The 20,711-nt window shown below is 55.3% G+C and carries 16 protein-coding genes and 1 tRNA gene; 4 read left to right on the top strand and 13 right to left on the bottom strand.

What is annotated here, in order from left to right; translation table 11 throughout:
* Nucleotides 1–40 precede the first annotated feature (40 nt).
* From HY788_02470 to HY788_02530, 13 genes are all read right to left on the bottom strand, one after another.
* Nucleotides 41–688, bottom strand: coding sequence for an aspartyl protease family protein (locus tag HY788_02470; protein ID MBI4773040.1), 648 nt, complete (start codon nt 686–688; stop codon nt 41–43).
* A gap of 21 nt (nt 689–709) precedes the next feature.
* A complete protein-coding gene (gene rfbD / locus HY788_02475; GenBank protein ID MBI4773041.1) occupies nt 710–1,603 on the bottom strand; it encodes a dTDP-4-dehydrorhamnose reductase in 894 nt (297 codons plus the stop codon).
* 112 nt (nt 1,604–1,715) lie between these two features.
* Complete coding sequence (cadA, locus tag HY788_02480) at nt 1,716–4,190, bottom strand: cadmium-translocating P-type ATPase (GenBank protein MBI4773042.1); 2,475 nt, start codon at nt 4,188–4,190, stop codon at nt 1,716–1,718.
* Complete coding sequence (locus HY788_02485; GenBank protein MBI4773043.1) at nt 4,187–4,666, bottom strand: ferritin family protein; 480 nt, start codon at nt 4,664–4,666, stop codon at nt 4,187–4,189. Before HY788_02485 ends, cadA begins: the two co-directional genes overlap by 4 nt.
* A 129-nt stretch (nt 4,667–4,795) precedes the next feature.
* The gene (locus HY788_02490; GenBank protein ID MBI4773044.1) at nt 4,796–5,017 is read right to left on the bottom strand and encodes a rhodanese-like domain-containing protein; all 222 of its coding nucleotides are present in this window, start codon (nt 5,015–5,017) and stop codon (nt 4,796–4,798) included.
* Nucleotides 5,018–5,055: 38 nt separating this feature from the next.
* On the bottom strand, nt 5,056–5,850 hold the full coding sequence (locus tag HY788_02495) for a sterol desaturase family protein (protein MBI4773045.1): 795 nt from the start codon (nt 5,848–5,850) through the stop codon (nt 5,056–5,058).
* 229 nt (nt 5,851–6,079) lie between these two features.
* Nucleotides 6,080–6,937 (bottom strand): patatin-like phospholipase family protein, encoded by an 858-nt coding sequence (locus tag HY788_02500; GenBank protein ID MBI4773046.1) that lies wholly within the window; start codon nt 6,935–6,937, stop codon nt 6,080–6,082.
* Nucleotides 6,938–7,082: 145 nt separating this feature from the next.
* Nucleotides 7,083–9,695 carry a 1-acyl-sn-glycerol-3-phosphate acyltransferase gene (locus tag HY788_02505; GenBank protein MBI4773047.1) on the bottom strand — a complete coding sequence of 871 codons (2,613 nt, stop codon included), beginning with the start codon at nt 9,693–9,695 and terminating at the stop codon, nt 7,083–7,085.
* Between the two features lie 58 nt (nt 9,696–9,753).
* Nucleotides 9,754–10,461, bottom strand: coding sequence for a DUF2461 domain-containing protein (locus HY788_02510; protein MBI4773048.1), 708 nt, complete (start codon nt 10,459–10,461; stop codon nt 9,754–9,756).
* Nucleotides 10,462–11,062: 601 nt separating this feature from the next.
* Nucleotides 11,063–13,552: a tetratricopeptide repeat protein gene (locus HY788_02515; GenBank protein ID MBI4773049.1), complete on the bottom strand. Its 2,490-nt coding sequence runs from the start codon at nt 13,550–13,552 to the stop codon at nt 11,063–11,065.
* Between the two features lie 96 nt (nt 13,553–13,648).
* Nucleotides 13,649–14,533, bottom strand: coding sequence for a tetratricopeptide repeat protein (locus HY788_02520; GenBank protein MBI4773050.1), 885 nt, complete (start codon nt 14,531–14,533; stop codon nt 13,649–13,651).
* 413 nt (nt 14,534–14,946) lie between these two features.
* A complete protein-coding gene (locus HY788_02525; GenBank protein ID MBI4773051.1) occupies nt 14,947–16,269 on the bottom strand; it encodes a hypothetical protein in 1,323 nt (440 codons plus the stop codon).
* A gap of 295 nt (nt 16,270–16,564) precedes the next feature.
* On the bottom strand, nt 16,565–16,915 hold the full coding sequence (locus HY788_02530; protein MBI4773052.1) for a hypothetical protein: 351 nt from the start codon (nt 16,913–16,915) through the stop codon (nt 16,565–16,567).
* A gap of 1,004 nt (nt 16,916–17,919) precedes the next feature.
* Between HY788_02530 and HY788_02535 the strand changes: the two genes are divergently transcribed.
* The 4 genes from HY788_02535 (at nt 17,920) to HY788_02550 (ending at nt 20,709) form a co-directional block, all read left to right on the top strand.
* Nucleotides 17,920–18,336, top strand: coding sequence for a single-stranded DNA-binding protein (locus HY788_02535; GenBank protein ID MBI4773053.1), 417 nt, complete (start codon nt 17,920–17,922; stop codon nt 18,334–18,336).
* Between the two features lie 80 nt (nt 18,337–18,416).
* Nucleotides 18,417–18,510, top strand: a tRNA-Ser gene (locus HY788_02540).
* A 122-nt stretch (nt 18,511–18,632) separates the two neighbouring features.
* Entirely contained in the window at nt 18,633–20,390 is a 1,758-nt protein-coding gene (dnaX, locus tag HY788_02545; protein ID MBI4773054.1) for a DNA polymerase III subunit gamma/tau, read from the top strand.
* A 4-nt stretch (nt 20,391–20,394) separates the two neighbouring features.
* Nucleotides 20,395–20,709 carry a YbaB/EbfC family nucleoid-associated protein gene (locus HY788_02550; protein ID MBI4773055.1) on the top strand — a complete coding sequence of 105 codons (315 nt, stop codon included), beginning with the start codon at nt 20,395–20,397 and terminating at the stop codon, nt 20,707–20,709.
* The last annotated feature ends 2 nt before the right edge of the window (nt 20,710–20,711 follow it).

Consider the following 20,711-nt stretch of genomic DNA (forward strand, 5'->3'; position numbering starts at 1 on the left):
ACTTCCGCCTTTTGGAAAGTTCCAACCGGAGCTGAAATCGTCAAAAGTCGGTTTTCAACCATTGGATCTGCTTGTTCTCACGATCCAACCGATACTCCACCTTGCTCAACAAATCCTGCCCCAAGAGACCTTCGTACGGGAGTTCCTGTCGCGGATCGGAGCCATGAATCAGCACCGGTTTGTTTTCGAGCACGAAGGGACCGACTTGCATCTTATCGAGCGTGACCCATCCGTTCGAAACAACCCTCCCATCCGCCACCACGGTGGACGTTTCACCTTCTGCGTATATGACTCCCAGCATATCGGCGGCATGTGCGGTAAGTGAACTCATGGAAGAGCCGGTGTCGAGCATAAACCGGAACGTTTCGGATCGGCTACGATATCGGGCCTCCACCTGAAGATACACGTGGCCGAATTCGTCTATATCCACGGCAGTGGAAGGTGGACCTGGCAACTCCGGCGCCGATGCAGGGGTCCGCTCGGCCGGCTCCTTCCGAGAAACCTTTAGGGTTTGAACTTCGTCCCAATACTTCTCGGGTATGGTGGTGAGGTCGTCGGTGAAATGAATCTGGCCTTCATCGTCCAGGTACTTGTAGACTTCTCCCCTGGCCTCATATACGGGTACAGATAAGAACATGAATAGGATAAGCAACGAAACCGGCAAAATAGGCAGCTCCGGCCGTTTCATAGCACATGTCTCCTCAGTGATTCATTGCCTTTGGAGTTCGGCTTGGGCTTCGCTCAGCAGCCGGTCGGAATAACGCTCCACAAAATCCGCCAGATCCGTTTCCCACGATCTCATCATATGGATATCGAGCGCTTTCAGACGCCGGTTCTCGAGGATGGAATTGGCGGGTCGCGGAGCGGGTCGGGGAAACTCGGCCGTGGTGCACGGCGCGACTCGAGTGCGGACACCCATACGATCGAGAAACGCTCGTGTCAGTTCGTACCATGTACAGTGCCCCTCGGCCGTAGCGTGAAACACCCCCTCGGCGCCGTTTTCGATGACGGCCCGGATTTGCCGGGCCAGGGTGCGGCTCCAGGTTGGGGACCCGTGTTGGTCATCCACGACCTTGATGGAATTCTCGGAATGCTGCAGAGCAAGCCTTAAAATGGTCTTCAGAAAGTTACGGCCGTGTATGCCGTACAACCAGGCTGTACGCAGGATCGCAAATCGGGTGCAATAGGCCTGCACCAGTTGCTCCCCCCTGAGCTTGCTCTCCCCATACACGGAGATCGGCGACGGAACGTCGTCTTCGGTGTAAGGCTCGGGAACGGCTCTCCGGCCGTCAAACACGTAATCGGTCGAGATGTGAATGAGCCTGCAGCCGAGGGATTCCGCGCTCCGAGCCAGACGGCCCGTTCCCTGCTCGTTTATGTCCCGGCAAATGGCGGGCCGATTCTGACAATCGTCCACATTGGTGTACGCCGAGCAGTTCACGACGACGTCGGGTTTGATGGACGCCAGCACATCCCCGATCTGTTCCGGTCTTGTCAGATCGAATTCGTTGCGACCCAAGGCCCAGACCTGGTCACTTCTCCCGATGACTTCAGAGAGGTCCGTTCCCAGTTGACCGCAGGCTCCGGTAATCAAAATCCTCATCGGAATACCGACCGTTCGTTTAACGTGGAATTGAAACGAGCCCTTCCCACTCGAGGCCGGCGACCGAATGAAAACGCCCCGGCGTGGAATTTCATCGACAGTCTACCAGGTCCTAGTTGTGCGATGCGAGTTTTCTTTTCCACACCCTTCGCAGCCTGAGCGAATTGCTCACCACGCAGACGGAACTCATGGCCATGGCCGCTGCGGCGAATACCGGATTCAACAGGATGCCGAACCTCGGGTACAGGGCTCCTGCAGCGATGGGAATGCCGAGACTGTTGTAGAAAAACGCCCAGAACAGGTTCTGTCTGATGATACGTATGGTCTGGTGCGACAGATCGATGGCCCTGGGAACAAGGCGGAGATCGTTCTGAATGAGTGTGATGTCGCTGGCCTCGATGGCCACGTCGGTGCCTGCTCCTATGGCGATACCTATGTCCGCGGCCGACAGGGCCGGAGCGTCGTTGATACCGTCGCCGACCATGGCCACGATTTCACCTTGGGCCTGAAGTTCACGAATCTTGTCGGCTTTGTCCGCGGGCAGGACCTCGGCCAGAACGTGATCGATGCCCAATGCCCGGCCGACCGCAAGCGCGGTCTTCTGGTGGTCGCCCGTGATCATGGCCATCTTCAGACCCATGTCTTTCAACATGGAAGCCGTTTCCGCCGCGGTGTCCTTCGGAACGTCGGACAGGGCGATCAGACCGACCACTTCGCCGTCCCGGGCCACAAAAACCGACGTTTTCCCTTGGTCCGCGTAGGAGAGGTTCCGGCTCTCCATGCCGTTCAAGGCTACACCATTGCTCTGCATCAGCTTCAAATTGCCCAACAGAACGGATCTGCCGTTCACCAGGGCCTTTGCGCCCAGACCGGAGATGGCTTCGAAATCCTCAATGGCAACCGTGGGAATTCCGCGCTTGCGGCTTTCCTCGACAATGGCCTGCCCCAGGGGATGTTCCGACACGGCTTCCACCGACCCTGCTATAGCCAGGACATTCTGCGGGTCTTCCCCTTCAACGGCGGCTATGTCCGTCACGACGGGTTCCCCCCGGGTCAATGTTCCCGTCTTGTCGAAAACCACGGTAGTCAATTTGTAGGCTTTTTCCAGGCTTTCTCCGCCCTTGATCAGGATACCGCTTTCCGCCCCCAGACCGGTTCCCACCATGACGGCCGTGGGCGTGGCCAGTCCCATGGCGCACGGACACGCGATGATCAGAACCGAGACAAAATTGAGTAAAGCGAGGGTGAAATCGGAAGCGGACAAAAACCAGACAGCAAAGGTGATTATGGCAAGACCGAACACCACCGGTACGAATACGGAAGCCACTTTGTCCGCCAACCGTTGAATGGGGGCTTTGGATCCCTGAGCCTCCTCGACCAGGCGGATGATCTGGGCCAGCGCGGTCTCGGCTCCGACCCGGGTCGCCTCGAAAACAAAGGTTCCACTCTTGTTCAAAGTGGCGGCAAATACGGTGTCCCCCGATCTTTTGGAAACCGGAATACTTTCACCCGTAAGCATGGATTCGTCCACGGACGAGGAACCGGACACCACGGTTCCATCCGTGGAGATTTTTTCTCCGGGACGGACCACGATCCGGTCGCCTTTGACTACGGCCTCGATGGGCAGATCCATCTCCTTCCCGTCACGAATGACCCGGGCAGTTCTTGGTTTCAGCTCCATGAGACGCTTGATGGCGCGCGAGGTTTTCCCTTTGGCCCTGGCCTCGAGCAGGCGTCCTAAGAGGATCAGGGTGACGATCATCGAGGCGCCGTCGAAGTACACATGAGGAAAGATGCCGGCTTTCGAGAAAAGAACGGGAAAGAACGTGGCCACGGTTGAATAGACATAGGCGGAAAGCGCCCCCACGGCCACCAGCGTGTTCATGTCCGTGGTTTTTTGCTTGGCGGCTTTCAGAGCGCCCCGGAAGAATCGGCTTCCAACCCAGAATACTGCGGGAGTGCTGAGCACGAAGAGGATCACCAGCATCATTTGACGGGGGATCGAGTTCAGAAACGGGAACCAGTGTTGCATGGAGCCCGCATGGATGATCACGCTCAAAATCGCGCCGGCAATGAACTTACGTTTGAGTTCACCGATCTCTTTGGCCCGGGCCTTTTCCACGGGGTCCTCGAGGGTTTCTCCCAGCACGCCCAGAAACTCGTACCCCGTGTCGGTAATCGTTTTTGCTACTGCTTCAACTCCGGACCAGTTTGCACGGTGCATCAAAGTGGCCCGGGCCGTTGCCAGATTCACGGCCACGTCTTCCACACCCGGGATTTCCTTCAACGCCAGCTCAACCCTTCGAACACAGGCGGCGCAAGTCATACCGCCGACCGACACCGTAGTGGGCTCAACGTCACCGGATGTATCCGGCGTGTCCACCACGTCGTATCCCAGGTCGTGCACTCTTCGGCTGATCGCTTCCGTGTCTAATACCTTTGGATCGTATTCGACCGTAGCCTGCTCCGTGGCAAAATTCACGACAGCCTCGGCAACGCCTTCCATGTCCTGCAGTCCGCGTTCCACGCGTCGCACGCACGCGGCGCAAGTCATTCCTCTGATGTTCAACGTAAGTTTATCCGTCATGTTCGAACCTTTTCATCCATAAGCCGCCCCAAGCTCTTGAGATGGCTCTTTTCCTCCTCCGCTATGGAGTACAAGATTTCTTTTGAACCGTCCTTCTCGGTTTCATAAGCAAAACGCATATACAGGTCCAACGCTTGAGCTTCCAACATGATGGCAACCCCCAGAGCATCCGGAACCGTCTCGATCCGAGGTTTGACCTCCTCCAAAAACGCTCGTATGTTGTAGCCGCCCTCCAATACCTCGGGTGTCTCGTTCTCGCCCGATACGTCGATGGAGGAGCCGACTTCGGAGGCCAGCTTCTTCAGTGATTCCAGATGCCTGGTCTCGATTTCGGCAAGCATCGAACAGAGTCCGATCAGTTCCCGATCCCCGGCAGCTTCCGCAAAAAGCAGGTAGAAGCTCCGTAGACCCCTCTCCATGGTGGCCGCGATCCGAAAGATGCCCTGCGGTGAGAAATCACCTTGCAGGAGATCCATACCCAACTCCTCAGCCCCCCGCGCCTTCTCTCCGTTCCAGCCTTTGATACCCCCTTTCAGGTTGTATACTTCACGGAAGCCCTGGCCGGTGAGAGTCTGTGCAGCAACCCGGCTGCGACCTCCCACAGCTCAGTAGATGATCGTGGGCTTTTCGGGATCCAACTGATGGAGGGAATCCGACAATTGGGAAAGCGGTACAAGCTTTGCTCCCGGCAGGTGTTCCTGCTCGTATTCTCCTGTTTCGCGCACGTCCAGCAGCAGGTAGGTTCCCTCTTTGTGTTCTTGCATGTAGGCCTTTGCCTCGTGGGGTCCGATCGTACGTACGGGCTCGAGCAGGTCTCTTAATCGCATTTGGAAATGCACCTCCAGTGAAATGTGCGTCCGGTTGGTTACAAAACGGACCTGGTAAACGGCATGATCAAAAGCCGCCCCAATGCAACTTCCTCGGGATTGTTGTACGCGCCGACTCCGATACGGATCTCTGCCTGATCGACGTCTTTCCGCAATGTGCCGAGCCAGCGGTCCCAGACTGACAAGATGGTGCCGTAGTTGGTGTTCCGTTCCTTTATAACGACCGAGTGATGGATCCGATGCATGGAAGGAGGCACGAACAGTATCCAGAGCAGGCTGTCGAGCCGGGGAGGGACTCTAAGGCTGCTGTGACAGAACTGCGCGCAGAACACGAGCAGAGTTTCAAAAACGATGACGGCGATCAGTTCGGCCCCCAAGAAAAGGATCAACGAAATCTTGATAACCGCGGACATGGCTAATTCCCCGATGTGGAACCTCGTGGATGTGGATACGTCCATGTTCAGGTCGGAATGATGCACTCTGTGAAATCGCCAGAAAAAGGGCGCTTCATGGTTCAACAAGTGCCAAACGTATATCACGAAATCCATGATGAGGACGGTAATCACTATCTTCGTCCATCGAGGGATATCCGCCAGGTTCAGCACGCCAAGCCGGTTGTCGGTGACGTACTGAGCGGTGTGAACGATGAGGGCGGCGAACAGGAGGTACATCACGACACTGTTGAGAAGCGTTAACGTCAGATTGTTCACCCAGCGTCCGGTTTTGGACACTGAGGGTTTTCGGTATGGAATTAGAAGTTCAAAACCAAGAAACAGACCATAACCGAACAAGGTCAACAGAGACCTCACTGAACCCATTTCCAGTCCCAACATAGCCTCGATCCTGATGGTTGCAGCATGAATACCGGTCCGGAGTCGACTCGAACCTTACCGGTCGCTTGATGCCAAAAACTCGTTGAAATCCTCCGAATCACCGGATAAAATTTAAATATAACTATGGGCCGAAGAATGTCCAGACTCGATGGGGTATTGATGCCTCCGCGGGATCCATGCGGCTCCCGCACGGATCGAGAACTCCGGTAGCGCGTTTCCGTGCAGCATACTATCGATAGGAATACCGGGGATCGATAAGGAAACGTTCGCCGTCCCTCCGGCCCAGGTCGTAGGTGATTTCCAATCCTTCGGGATCGGTGTAATCCCATTTGGAAACGGGTACGGGTTCTGAGGGTTGCACGTAGGTTCGTCCGTGATATCCGTGTAACTTGGCTGGAGCATAACGTCTGGTCAGTAGAACCAATGTCGGCAATTCCCATGGGTTTATGGCCACGACCGGAACGTTGTCCACAAGCCCTCCGTCGAGAACCGGCCGACCGTTCCTTCGCATCGGCGGCAATACAGGGGGCGTACACGACGAAGCCAGGATGAGATCGGCGAGTTCTTCCGGATTGCGGCATGTGCTCACCGGAACGATTTCAGGCCGAAATCCCAGGGCGGCGGGGAGCTTCGGATGTAAAGGAGCGGTGATCCGCTTCTCGAAAGCGTAACTGAGAAAACCGAGCATGACCCCTCCAAGGCTGCCGGCCCAACGAGGCGGGCATGCCAGGAGCACCCGTATTTCGGGTCCTCTTTTCAGCCTGCTGAAAGCCTCCTCGTCGAAGATGGTCAGAATGGACCGGCGATACATATCGTAGTGAGGGAAAGGCCGTTTTCCCTTCGTCAGATTAGAAAACCGGAAGTTCGAACGATTGTCCGTCGTGATCTGATTGAGATACGCTTTGCTGAATTCGGAGCGGCCGGCGAATATCACGCAGGCTGTATGTGCTCCGGCGCTGGCCCCGGCTACGACCTTGGGTTCGAGTTGAAGGGCCGGAGCAACGACTTCCCAGAATCCCGCCTGCCAGATGCAGCGGTTGCCGCCGCCGGCGAAAACCACGGAAGTATACGCAAGGCTCCGGGACATACATCAGCTCCTGTTGAACTCCGGCGACTTCGGGGATCCATAACACTCGTTGCGACGCGAAGGCGGCGCAACCCCGCCAAATAGGTTTAGAAGGGGTGTGGGGGTACCTTTTTCAATAGGGTTTCCCGGGAAATCCCCTGAATGATTACGCTCCGCGCATCAGGGAGCGCGCATGACAAAAATCCTTGACACGCTTCTCCGTTTCCTGCCATTCGCCTCGCTCGCCGGTCACCGTCAAGACGTCTTCCCCGAAAGACCGATCCACTTCAAGGATGCCCCAGTGTTCGAACAATTTCAGAGCATTCTCGAAAGCCAGTGCGGACAGGGCGCTGGCGTGTTGTATCCCTCCCCGTTTAAGAAAACGGGTGCCTTTGGATTTCATCCTGGCGAGGATGTCCTTTTTGGTGAACGACGATCCCTTGAATGTCCAAAGGGCGCCAAGGGCGATCCAAAGCGATTCCAAAACGTTACACACGAGGTCCGAAAACAGAGGCAGTTTTCTCAGTCCCTTGGGGGTAACCGAAAGCCCGCCGTCCTTAAATTCCACAAACCCGCGGCTTTCGAAGAAATGGGCAAGATCCTCCATGGCGTCGGGAGAGAGACCTTTCTTGTCCAGGATGAATTCGAATTGAAGTGTCTCTCCCAAAAACGCCACATCCGCGTCCAGTTCCGCCTTCGACGCGGTCAGAGATTCCTTGGACAGCAACGAGAGAGAAAGAAAGGCAGCGGGAACGAAGTGATGTATCGCGTTGTTCTTGTAGTATTCCAACGAAATGCGTTTATCGTCATCGATCAGGTAGAACTCCTCGTCCCCCGGATCTTCTCCCTCGAGGTAATTTATCTTGCCTCGTTCCTCGAGCATCGAAAGAACCGTTCGAACACATTTGGCCGGATCGAGGACGCTTTCCTGAAGCGGGGCGCCGATATGCGACAGATAATCCACGTACATACGCGCGATCTCGGAAATCTCGACACAGGAGAACCCGCGGTACGGGATAGCCAATATGACAGTGACCACCAACGAGAGGGGCGTCACGGTGGTTACGTTGTTGATCGAGTGGATCAGGTGAAAGGAGAATCGGCGGTAAGCTTCCCGCTTCAAGTCAGGATCTTCAAAGACTTCCGGAGATTGTTGCGAGAAATAATTTCTTGCCGAAATGGGTTCGGCGAATCGGATGTACACGGTCCCGTATCTTTTCCGCAGAAATTTGCGGGCCTTGATAACCTGGAGCAGACTCTCCTTCTTCTTTTCCGTGCCTCCCAACTCTTTGACATAGTACTGTTCTTCCATAATCTGGTCATACCCGATGTGAGCCGGCACGAACATCAGATCTTCGCACCGCTCTTTCGCAAGGCTGTCCAGTGCTATGGAAAGGAGTCCGAATTTCGGCATGATCATCTTCCCGCTGCGGCTCCGGCCACCTTCTATGAAGAATTCGAGGGGGTATTGGTATTCGATCAGCGTCTGCACATACTTGGTGAACACCTTTTCGTACAAAGGCATGTTGCGAAAGGTCCGTCTCAGAAAGAACGCGCCTGAATTGCGAAAGATGTAGCCCATGGGCCAGAAGGAAAGATTCTTTCCCGCTGCGATTCGAGGAGTGTGCAATTGATGTTTGAACAAGATGTAGTTGAGCACCAGGTAATCGATGTGGCTGCGGTGGCACGGTACATAGATCATGGTGCCGCGGCGGGCCGCTTCACGCACCTTGGAAAGGCCTTCCGTGTCCACCTCGACGCCGTCGAAGATACGTTCGAAAATGAACGTCAGCACGTAATCCCACAGGTGTACATATACGGCGTTGTAGTTGGCTGCGATTTCGTCAAAATAGGCTGCAGCCTGTTTGTGGATGTTCTTGACGGATTTGCTTTGTTCGGCCGCCGCAATTTCCAAGTCCTGTCTCATTTCCGAATCGTCCAGCACCAGTTCGCGAAACTGCTGGCGGGTCTTGAGCTGAGGTCCCAGTACCACTCTCCTCTGCCGATCGATGTGATCGAGCAGTTTGTCGCACAGGTCGCGGCCGGCCTCGCGAACCGTCTCCGGGCTCCAGTCCCGAGGCAGATGCTCCCGGAGGTTTACAAACGGCCCCACGTCAATAAAGGCTCGACGGAAGTATCGGAAAAACAGGACGACCTTGCGAAGGGTTCCGGGATTGTCCTTGCTGCCGAAAAAAAGGTCCAGGAGAGAGAGCTTCTGCTTTTCCGGTTTGAGTTCATATACGTAAGTGAGCGGAACGAGGAAAATCGGGCGGTCCAGCTCTTTCTGGATTTCCATGAGCATCACGATAGGATGTTCCATGGAGTGCATGAATCGCCTGGAAAACCCTTTTTCATCCACCAAGAACAATAAAGAGGTAGTCCCCCGCTTGACCTCTTCCCGAAAAAATCCCGACGTATAGGGATCATCCGGTTTCCGACCTCTCAGGAAACTCCCGATGTAATACCTGGCGATGCCGAAAGCGCGCCGTAAAGGCAACCACAGGAACATGTTCAGGTCAAAAGCAATCCTTGGGGTGGGTATCCGATCCCCCAGAAAGCGATAGTGGTAAAGCAAATAGTCGAGGGCGCCCCTATACTTGATGGTATATACAATAACGCCCTCTCTGCCGATCTTCCGGAGTTTTTCGCGCATTTCCGGACGATACTTGACCCGACTGAAGAGTTTGTAGAGCAGCCATCCCAGAAAGAAACCGGGTTTCGAATCCAGGATGTAGGGATAGGGCTCATCGGTAAGGCGTTTTCGGATCTTACGGATCATGGCATTCCCATCGGCAAACAGGTTTCTCGTCTACGGTCAATGCCGCTTGCTGCGTGCGTTATGCGTCCATGCGTTCGAGGAGCCGGAAAAGCCATTCGTGTACGGGCTTCATTTCGACAAATCGGACAAAGCAATAGTCCAGAAGCTCTTCCGAATAGAACTCCGGTGGAATGGGGGATTCGGTGCGCACCGTAAGGCCGTTGTGCAGGAGCAATTCCGCATTGGCATGATGGGGATCGAATCCTCTGGGAACTTTCTTGTAATGCCTTTCGCCGACTATATACGAGCCCTTCGAAGTAACCGACTCGATGGCGTCTTTCAGGGCCGCGCCCCATTCACGGTCCACTGCGGCGGAACGATAGGCTTCCAGAACCGGCTTCGAAAATTCACGCATGCCGGCCGCAAGCATGAGGAACGGCGGCTCGAGATGAAAATAGAAGCCGGGACGCTCCATCCGGGGTCCTTCGCCTTCCCACATCCAGATGCCCAGATGGGTCTTGTAGGGCGATTTGTCCGGGCTGAATCGGATGTCGCGCTGGATCCGGAACAACGAGCGGTTAACTCTCGGATCGGCGTGGATTCCCGGGGCGATGTTCCTCAGACGTTCGCCCATTCCCACGACGAACGCCCGGGCCGGCGCCAAAACATGCGTCTCGAACGTGTCCTTGTGACTCTCAAACCAACCCTTGTTGTTGTTACGGGTCAGTTCGACATAGAAATCAACGGCTTGAGGTGAAAACCCCTGGAATTCCCGGTCCAACGGCATCTCCGACTCCTCCGATCAGACAATGAACTCGGTTCCGAACATAGTCGGAGGCTGAGACCGGGTCAAGAGATTGTAATCATTTACGGGGGGAAAACTTTTGGTACCTGTTCAGGGGGTGCTTGGGGAACCCTTCTCAAGAATCCCGCCGCGGCGGGACCAAACCCCTCCCAAGACTCTTGAACAAGGGTCATTCCGGCTCACGCCGGAAAGACCCGGGAGGGCGGATGCAGTCTCCACGGACGAAAAAGGCGACCCAAAGCGCCGTGTCAGAGACTTCCCCCACAGAGCAATTACCACCTGGGCGCCTCCCGCAGGGCGGCGCCTGCCTTAAACGTTTTGAAAGGAGGGTACTGGGGGAAAACTTTTTCAAAAGTTTTCCCCCAGTCAATACTTACAACTTTTGAAATCGCCGGCGGGGCGCACTCACCCTCCCTTCTGCAAGGCGGTCCTGGAAACCGTTATTCCCACTTCGTCTCGTCGAATGAGACTGCGTCGCGATTTCAGCCGCGTCATTCCGCACCAACGCACAGGGATCCGGTAAAATTCAATGGTCCGAGCTCGGACATTGGAGGGCCTGGGGACTTTCCGTCCTCATCGCCTGTTACATTTCCTCCGCCGAATCTTTTTGGGATTCTGCATCCTTTGTATGGAAGCCCCAATATCCTTCGCAGTCCGACGCCTCGATGTCATTACAACTATAGCTTCTGGCCTTCTTTATGAAGTCCATGGCTTCCGTTCTGCGGGAAGGGTCGCATTTCGGACAACAGTAGAGAAAGTTCACGTATTGCTCGACGGCGTCTAGGGTATGGCCGTTTCCGGCAGCCTCGTTGCCCAATCTGAAATACGTATCTCCGTAGGTTTCAAGCGAAACAGCGATGTGATCCGCAATCTCCCCAACCACGCCATCGACGACCTGGTTGGTTAATTCCGTATCGGACTTCAGGTTCAGCGGGTTGCCATGCACTCCCGCCGAAGGATTAGGGTTATCCACGTAATCATCTCCATCTTCCGCGGTCCTGCCTGCCGTATTTGAAAACAGAATGCTTCCGGTCGGGACGTCAACGGCTTGGCAGGTTACGGAAAGGGAACAAAGCTTCGTAACCTGGTGAATGCGGTAGTGCCATAGGCTATATACCGGCACGTCTATGTATGCGTCCGTGTACAGAAATCTGTTTTGAGCGGATCGCAACTTGCGTTCCAAAACCTCCAACTGTCTTTCTCGCATGCTCAATCGGCTCTTTATATCGTCAATGCCTCTCCTGCTGCCGTCCATGTCCGATTTAAGCGTTCCCAATGTAGCGAGTACGTCACCACAGTTTCTATATTTTGAAGACTCTTTGCTATGTGCGTAACTCCTGCACCACTCCACGTCAAATGAGCGGCTAAAATCATTGTATGTCTTTTGGGCGCTGTAGGCTTTGCTTTGGGCGTCATTGTATTCAGCCCTGTAGCGCGAGACGTAGTCCCTTTCGCGACTCACCTTGTCCTGCAGGTCCCAGACGTCCTGTTGTGCATCGTAGTAGGTGTAGTTTTTGACTTGCCTGGCGCCGGATTGATATTTTTGCGACGTTGAGGTGATCGATTCCTGGAAATATATCCGGAAGGAAGAGACCTGCCCCCTGATGATCGCACCCACGGCTTGAATTCCGCCGGCGGGTAGCGCCCCATCCGGATCCGCCAAATTATTCATACTCAGACGCTGTTTTTCTAGGATGTTATTCAACGTTCGTCTTTCCAAAATTTCTATATGCTCCATGCCGCGCCTTACGAGCGAGTCCAGAAGTCTATCGCTCAAATTCTCGGCGACGGCGCAATCTTTCGAGCGGTTCGAGAAGGGAAGCAGCGCCACCTTGTAAGCGGTGCGCTTGGCTATCAGTTGCTCGATGGCGGCTGCTTTTTGTCGAGCATTGGCGTAGTCCGGGTCCATGAGCAATGCTTTCCTGAATTCGATCAGCGCATTGCCCGGTTTGCCGGCGGTTTCGAAATCCGAGCCCTGCCGGTAGAAAATGCCGGCTAATCCTTCTCTGGCAACAGAAAAATCGGGCGCGCACTCGAGGGCCGAAGTGAATTCCGCCACGGCTCTTCCCGCATCGCCCTCGTTCAAAGAGGCCAGGCCGTCGGAACTGTGTTTCGCGGCCGCCTCGACCAGTGCTTTTGCCAGCCTGTTCTTTGAAAGAGCGTGGTTGGGATCAACGTCCAGGGCCTTTCTGTAGACTCCAATGGCTTCATCCCAGCGTTTCTCTTCGAAATAGGCGTCTCCGTTCAGGGAAAACAACTCCGCTTGTTTTTTGCTTTCGGCGGCCTCCTCGATTCGCTTTCGGGGCTCCTGAAAAAATGGACTGACTCTGATCGCCGCTTCGAATTGATCCGTTGCCGGATCCCAATCTTTCCGCCCGAAGAATTCCATCCCCCTGTCGTACAACACCTTGGCGGAATCGATCCGGTCCTGGGCCTCTCTGGCCTTGGATCTGGCAAGCACATGGCCCGGGTTGGTTTCTACGCACGCTCGAAATTCCTCTAAGGATTTGTTCCAGTCCTTTTGCTGAAAGTGGGACATACCCGTCCTGTATTGCTCTTCGGCTTTTCGCTCGTTTTCCTCCTTTGCCTTCAGAGCGATGTCCAACGCGTCCTGGGCGGCTCTATTGTCAGGATCCAGCTCGACCGACAGGGTCAATTCATCGACGGCCTCATAGAGCTTCCCGTTGCTCGCCAGGCTCAGCCCAGCCTGCAGGTGTACTTTCGAAGATTCTTTACGCGCCTCGGCGAGTGCTTCCTTTGCCTGCGCATGACTCCGGTCCAGTTCGAGACACCGGGTGTACCGCCTGATGGCTTCATCCCATTGTAGCCGCTTTCCTAGATCCTTTCCCTCCTTATAGAGAACTTCGACGCGGGCCTTCCTGAGCCGCTCCTGGAACACGTCGTCATTCGCAAGCTCGGACTCTATCGCCAGGGCCTGTTCATACTCCTTTACCGCCGCCTCATAATCTTTCGCCGCAAACTGCTCGTTTCCATGTCTGATGTGGCGGCCGGCCGCGCAGGCGATCACCGATGCAATAGCGAGAACCAGGATGATTTGCAGCAGACGTTTCATGGTGCGGGACTCCTTCTGTTGGTGAGAGCGCATTCGCCGGGGGGAAACTCTTGAAACCCGGCTTTGATGGGGCCGGGCAAACCCTCTTTCAAAGTACTACGGCTGACGCGGTTCCGTGGCGGAGCGGTCGCCGATCTCCCTTCTAATGGCCAGAGATTGTCGGAGGTAATCCTGGGCCGTGTCGTATTCGCCTCTCGCCAAGAGGGTGGTAGCCATATTGTTCAGGGTGACGCCCTCGCCTTGTCGGTCGCCGATCTCCCTACTGATGGTCAGAGATTGTCGGAGGTAATCCAGGGCCGTGTCGTATTCGCCTCTCGACAAGAAGGTGGTAGCCATATTGTTCAGGGTGGTCCCTTCGCCCTTGCGGTCGCCGATGGCCCGTTGTATGGCTAAAGCTTGTTCGAGATACTCCACGGCCGTGTCGTATTCGCCTCTCGCATCATAGACTTGGGAAATATTGTTCAGGGTGGCGCCCTCGCCTTGTCGGTCGCCGATCTCCCTACTAATGGCCAGAGATTGTCGGAGGTAATCCAGGGCCGTGTCGTATTCGCCGTGGACTTTGTAGATTTGAGAAATATTGTTCAGGATGGTCCCTTCGCCTTCGCGGTCACCAATCTTCTTTCGGATGGACAAAGACTCCTCAAGGTAACTCAGGGCCGAGTCGTATTCGCCCCTAACTTTACAAACTTGTGAAATATCGTTTAGTACGTCCGCTTCGCCCTTGCGGTCGCCGATCTCCCTACTGACCCGGAGGGCGTCATTGTAGGTGCCGAGGGCCTGATCGAGGTCACCGATCAAAACGAGTTTGTCACCAAGAGCCGACATCAACTCCGACGCTAATTCCTTCGATCCGTGTCGCTTGGCGCTCTCCACCTCCTGCTGCAGACGCGACACCTCTTTCTTCAAGCGCTCCACGGCGGAAGGACGAGATCGGTCTATGGCTTCCGGATTTATCTCCATGCGCAGGAGTGCGCTTCGCATCGAGTGGAAGTCCTTGGCCCGAACACCAAGGTCTCTCTCCAGCTCGGGGTCGAGAAAGAGGATCAGACAGATTCGTTTCTCAAACACAGCCTCCCGCCTCACGTTCAGTCCCGTCAGCAGCGACTGCCGGAGGTCCTCTTCGCGGGGCGGTGGCGGGAGGATTCCTACGAGGCGCGGTCCTTCGATCTTTTCGGACTCCGGCCACGGCAATCCGCTCAACACATCGGGACCGGCGGCTAGGTCAGTCAACAATGAGCGCCAGGCCGGGCTCAGTCTATTGGTGATTTCGCGCCAGAAATCCTCGGCATAGGTCAAGGATGGAAGGGAAACGAGGAAAATGCCGCCTCGGTTGCCGCTGAGCTCCAGCCGTTTCGCCAGTTCATCGAGCCGACGGATCGTCCGAAGTGAAAGCTCTATTTCCTTCTCGTGATCCGCTCGATCAGCACGCTGTGAGGTCTCAGCCACTTGTCCTCCGCGTTGGTATATTCCATCAGGGCAACACCGTTGAGGAGTTGCAGCACCGGGGAGTCGGGGCTGTCGTAGGTGTCTTTTGCCTCGGCCGGACGCCAGTAAGGATTCTGAAGCACTTCCTTAAGGACGTCCCACTGCTGCTGTGTGGGATTGAATTCGTTGGCCCGTTCGATGGCGGCATAGTCCACATCGGAGACTTCCACCCTGGTGGAGCTTTCCCGCAGCAGTGCTTTGAACACGGATTCGCGGGCGATGCGCAGGGTTTCCCGGAAATGCCCGCTGCCCAGTTCCACGACCCGGCCCAGTGCTTCCTTCGTAATGCATGGCTCCGGCAACCTGCGCCTGATCAACGCCGTCAGCAGCTCGCGGTTTCTCTTCGTTGCCTCCGAGAAATTGCCATTCGGTTCAACGAGCTTGAACGCAGGAAAGGGCCTGGCTGCGCCCAATCGCGTGGTAATGGCGGAAAAGCGGCCCGAACAGGCGACGGCCTTATCCACTACGAAAAGGGCCATGGCATTGAGCCGGCTCAGGTGGTATCCCTGGTCTTCAAAGAGGTGAAGGGCTTTATCGATTCGGGGTTTATCCGTGTCATGGACCAGGAACAGTAAGCGTACGTCATGACCGATCCGGGTTTCAATGGCCGTCATGGTTTCATTGATTCGTTCGATGAGTTGGCCCATCTTTGGTTCAAAGGTCTCGCGAACCTTTTTTCTGTTCTCGAAGCTGACACGATAGTTGGCTTGAAACCCGGCCTTGAGCCATTGGAGCATGGACGGGAGGGATATCCCGGCGTCCGCCTTTATGTCGCCTCCGCGACCCTCCTCTCGGGTGATTTCTGTCTTTAGAAGCCCCCTCAGCTCCTTGTAGAGTCCAATCGCTCCTTCAAGGGCGGATTCGTCCAAATGAATCCCTCGGGCGAAAGCCTTGTCCATAGCGGCTGTCATGGCCCCGATCATGATGTCGATCGCCTCGATGTCATCGGGGTTGGATACCTCCTTGATAAAGAGAGGCACGATAAGAAAATGCTCTTTCAGGTCCGGCCGCACCTCCAGGCAGTTGAGGAGCGTCGATTTTCCGCAACCCACATGGCCGTGGATCAGCATCTTTCGGCCCTCTCCTTTGAGGAGGATCAGTTCCGTTGCCAACTGGGTCAGGAAGCCGTCGATCAGTTCACGGGCCAGCCGATGATCGTCCGGAGCGAGCGGTTGAAGGTAGTCAAGGTCCTTGTAGGCTTGTTCAAGATGCTGGTGCGAACACGGCCGCATATCCCTTCTCCTCAAGTTTATCCGAAAAAACATCCGTCCCGGTTATTCAGGCATGTATTCGAAATACTACAGGATTTGGTGAGAAAGGCAAGAGGTTTCATGCATCGAGGGATGGCGCCAAATACTATGGCAAAGGTGGGCCGCCCATCAGGAGGCGCTCGGCCATGGGGGAAAAACAGCCTTAGTATCGTGGTTATTTATGCGTCGGCTTTCGTGACGTTCTGACTTGGATGTCATCATCCGGGCACAAAGGAAAGGCGCGTTGAAAGTCAGGAAGGCGTCGGGTCAAGCGGCCTCAGATCGAGCGAAGATCCACCACCGATCTTTTGCCGTCGTCGAAGAGACGATTGAAGGTTTCCTTATTGACTTTGAAGCTGACGACACGGGACCGGTCTCCGGGGTGCGACCGATTCTGGTCCGCGGCCTGCGCCGTGGCGAACAGCTTATTGGCGTTGTGCTTCAGCGAGGCCTTGGACGCTCGCCTGCCCCTGAGGGACAACCGAAAGACGGTTTCAGGCTGCGTCTCGGGGGAGGTGGGCTGGGAATCTCCTCCTCCGCCACCGCAGGAAGCGCCGACTAGCCCTGTTGCTACAACCGCGGCGCTTACCGCAAGGAATTCTCGTCGTGTATAATCGCTCTTCGCCATACTGTCGGATTCTTTTGAGGATGGAAAGAGGGCGGAAGGAGGATCCGCATCTCCTCGTCGATTCGGTCTTTTAAGGGACCGGCCCAGACTTTGTGATACGACTTTCGTGGCGGTGCCAACAGCACGTCCTGTTCTCTACAGTCCGTCTTTCCAGTTACCTGGTGTTTCCTGTCAGCCGAACTCGTACCCTTTCCGCAATGATTTTAGTATAGAATGGTGTTCATCCATTGTCAACAATTAATTATCCATTCATCATTAAATTGTCACGACTATGCCCACACTGATCCCAGAGTGATTCGAACCAGTGTTGACAACGCCCTATGATCGTTGGTTCCATAGGAAATGAACGAAGCCGTCCACCTTGTGTTTTTTACACAAACAGCCCGTTTGAATTGTACATCGGGCATCTTGTCAGAGCGGGCCGCCTCCACCGCCTGTGAGTCCGGCCTGCCCAAGCGAAAACCGTGCAGAAATACCCTCATAATCGTCCTTGACCATGGATGGAAGATCATATCGTTTGCATATACCCATACAAAGTATACAACTGGTCCTCCTTTATCCCATGCACAATTGTATTCTCTATTCTCATATCAATGCACCTTGCTACCAAACACTCGAAAAACCCGGTCGAACTTTCCCAACGTCCGGCGCAACCGGGTTGCATCGTCTCGGGCGAACGCTCCGTCGGATGTATGAATCGTCACACGTCCGAGAGGATGTCGTATTCCATCAAAAGCGCCTTTCACATCCGAATCGTCGTTCAGCCTTTGCCGGAAGGTTTCTTCCATGCGCGCCAAAATCGCTTGAGCCTCCGGCGACGACCGGCTCGCACCCTTTGGATCAACCTCCCGGAGATTCCGAATTCTTGAAATTCCTTGCCGGGAGATAGAGAACATGATAATCAACGTTCGATAGGAAAAGAGTCGAGACCCAGCATAATGACGGCTGTTTCCGAGTGGAAGTAGAAGCGAACCACGGGACCGGGAACGGAAGGAGATCAAGGCATGAGTGTCAACAAGGCGATTCTTATCGGCCGACTGGGAAGAGATCCGGAAGTTCGCTACACCAACCAGGGAAGCCAGGTGACCACCTTCAGCCTCGCCACGGACGAGGCGTGGACGGATCGGAACGGCGAACGACAGAAGCGAACGGAATGGCACCGCGTCGTGACTTGGGGGAAGCTGGCCGAGATTTGCGGCCAGTATTTGAAAAAAGGATCGCAGGTGTTCGTCGAGGGAAAACTCCAGACCCGTGAATGGGAAGACCGGGACGGAAACAAGCGGTATACGACGGAAGTGGTTGCCCGGGAGATGAAAATGCTCGATTCTAAAGGCGCGGGCGACAGTCGCATGGAAGAGCCTCCTCCGCCGGACGAGCCTTTTGCGGCCGGCGGTGGGGAAGAAGACGATATTCCTTTCTGATGAATGCCAATGAAGTGTCGGTTATGCGCGTGTTAATGCCTTGACACCAAACGCGGCAGCGTGTAGTAGCTGGAAAAACAGGAGAGATGTCCGAGTTGGCTGAAGGAGCACGATTGGAAATCGTGTGTACGCCCAAAAGGTGTACCGAGGGTTCGAATCCCTCTCTCTCCGCCATTCTCCTCGAGAGAGAGATCCAAGCCGCATTGCACCTCTGAACCAAGTCCCTTGAACGTTTCAGAACTTTCATTTCCGGTTGCACGACCGTACTGCCCGATTTCAGACTGACAGGTTGGTTTATGTCATATCTTGTTTTGGCCCGTGCATGGCGCCCGCAAACGTTTGAAGACGTGGTGGGACAAAAGCACGTTACCCAGACTCTGAAGAACGCGATAGCCCAGCGCCGGGTGGCCCACGCTTACCTGTTCAGCGGGCCGAGAGGGGTCGGAAAAACATCCCTGGCGAGGATATTGGCGAAAGCGCTGAACTGCGAGGAAGGCCCTACTGACCGCCCCTGCGGAGTCTGCACGCACTGCGTGGAGATTCGGGACGGCACGTCCATAGACGTGCAGGAGATCGACGGCGCCTCCAATCGGGGAATCGAGGAGATTCGGGAACTCAGGGAAAACGCACGTTATCTGCCCTCAGGAAGCCGTTACAAGATCTATATCATCGATGAAGTTCACATGCTGACCAAGGAAGCCTTCAACTCCCTGTTGAAGACCCTCGAGGAACCACCGCGGCACGTGTTGTTCATGTTCGCCACCACGGAAGCGCACCGGGTTCCCCCAACCATCCTATCCAGGTGTCAAACGTTTCTCTTCAGGAGGATTCCGGCCTCCGACATCGAGGATCATCTCCGAAAGATCGTGGACAAAGAGGGTATCGAGATGGAGCCCGGGGGACTTGCGGTTCTGGCGCGCCAGGCGGACGGCAGTGTGCGGGATTCGCTGAGTCTTCTGGACCAGGTGATCTCCTATGGCGATCGGAAGGTGACGGCGGCCATGGTTCGAAACGTACTCGGGCTCGTGGATCGATCCTTCGTCCTGGCGCTGTTGGAGAACCTCGTCAGAAAACGCATAGCGGACGTTTTAAATACACTGGAAGAAGTCTATGCGGCCGGATACGACCTGAAGCAGTTTTATTATCTTCTTGTTCTGGAGGCACGAAATTTGCTCCTGAGGAAGACCGGAGCCAGGTTTTCAGACGTGCTGGAGGGCGAGGACGAGGTCATTCTTCAGCGAGTGCTCGATCGGGTGTCCGCGGCGTGGCTTCAGGCGGCTCAACACCAGTTGTTGAGCATGGACGCCGAGCTTCGTTTCGCTTCCTTCCCCCGGCTGGTGTTGGAAATGGGATTGCTGCGGCTGGCCCATTTAGGGGAGTTTTATGGCCTGGAAACCCTTCCCCCTGTGGCGTCGGAAAAGGACACAGGCCCGGATTCCCAAGTCTTCGAGTGCTCGAAAAAAACCGGGCGCGACTCGGACTCCGCCGTCAGGGAATCCCCGGCTATATTCGGGACCGGAGCCGAAAGTGGAGCCGGGGAAGACGGGACCAATGATGTCTCGGAGGATGAGCAGGCCGGACAGGAACCTGAAGAGCATTCGATCGAGCTCTGTGCAACCTCCGGTCCTGAGGAAACCGGCATTAAATCGATCTCAGGCTCATTTGATCAAGGGTGTTTTATAGACAGCCTGGCGCTTCAAAAGCCGGCCCTTGGAGTCATTCTCAAGCATGCGCATGTCTTTCGTGACGGAAATGGTGTGCTGGTGATTCAGCTTCCTTCGACTTCGAGTTTCAATGCTTCGATGGTTCGGGATTCGAGGGATGAATTGTCAAGGGTGGCCTCGGAGGTTGCGGGAACGACGATGAACGTTCGTATCGAGGAAACGGGCCCGTCTCGGGAAGCTCGACCTGTCACGCAAGAAAGGCTTGACGAAGGGCTTGGGCAAATGCAAAAAAAAGCGTTAGCGCATCCTATGATAAAGGAAATCAAGGCCGTTTTCAAAGGGGAGATGGTCGAGTTCATACCGCCCGCTCCCCTAAAGAATAAGGAGTAGCTCCATGGCTAAGGGCTTTGGGAACTTGATGAAACAGGCTCAGAAAATGCAACAGCAGATGGTGAAAATGCAGGAGGAACTGGCGGGAAAGACGGTCGAGGCGACGGTTGGCGGGGGTATGGTCCGAGTGACGGCCAACGGGAAACAGGAAATCGTGTCGATTCTCATCGAACCCGAGGTTGTGGACCCCGAGGATGTGGAGATGCTTCAAGATCTCATAAGGGCTGCTGTGAACGAAGCTCTCAAGAAATCGCAGGAGATGGTCAGCTCGGAGATGAGCAAGATTACCGGGGGCATGAGCATCCCGGGATTGATGTAGCG

This window comes from Deltaproteobacteria bacterium (assembly GCA_016208165.1).
Taxonomy (GTDB): Bacteria; Desulfobacterota; Desulfarculia; order JACQYL01; family JACQYL01; genus JACQYL01.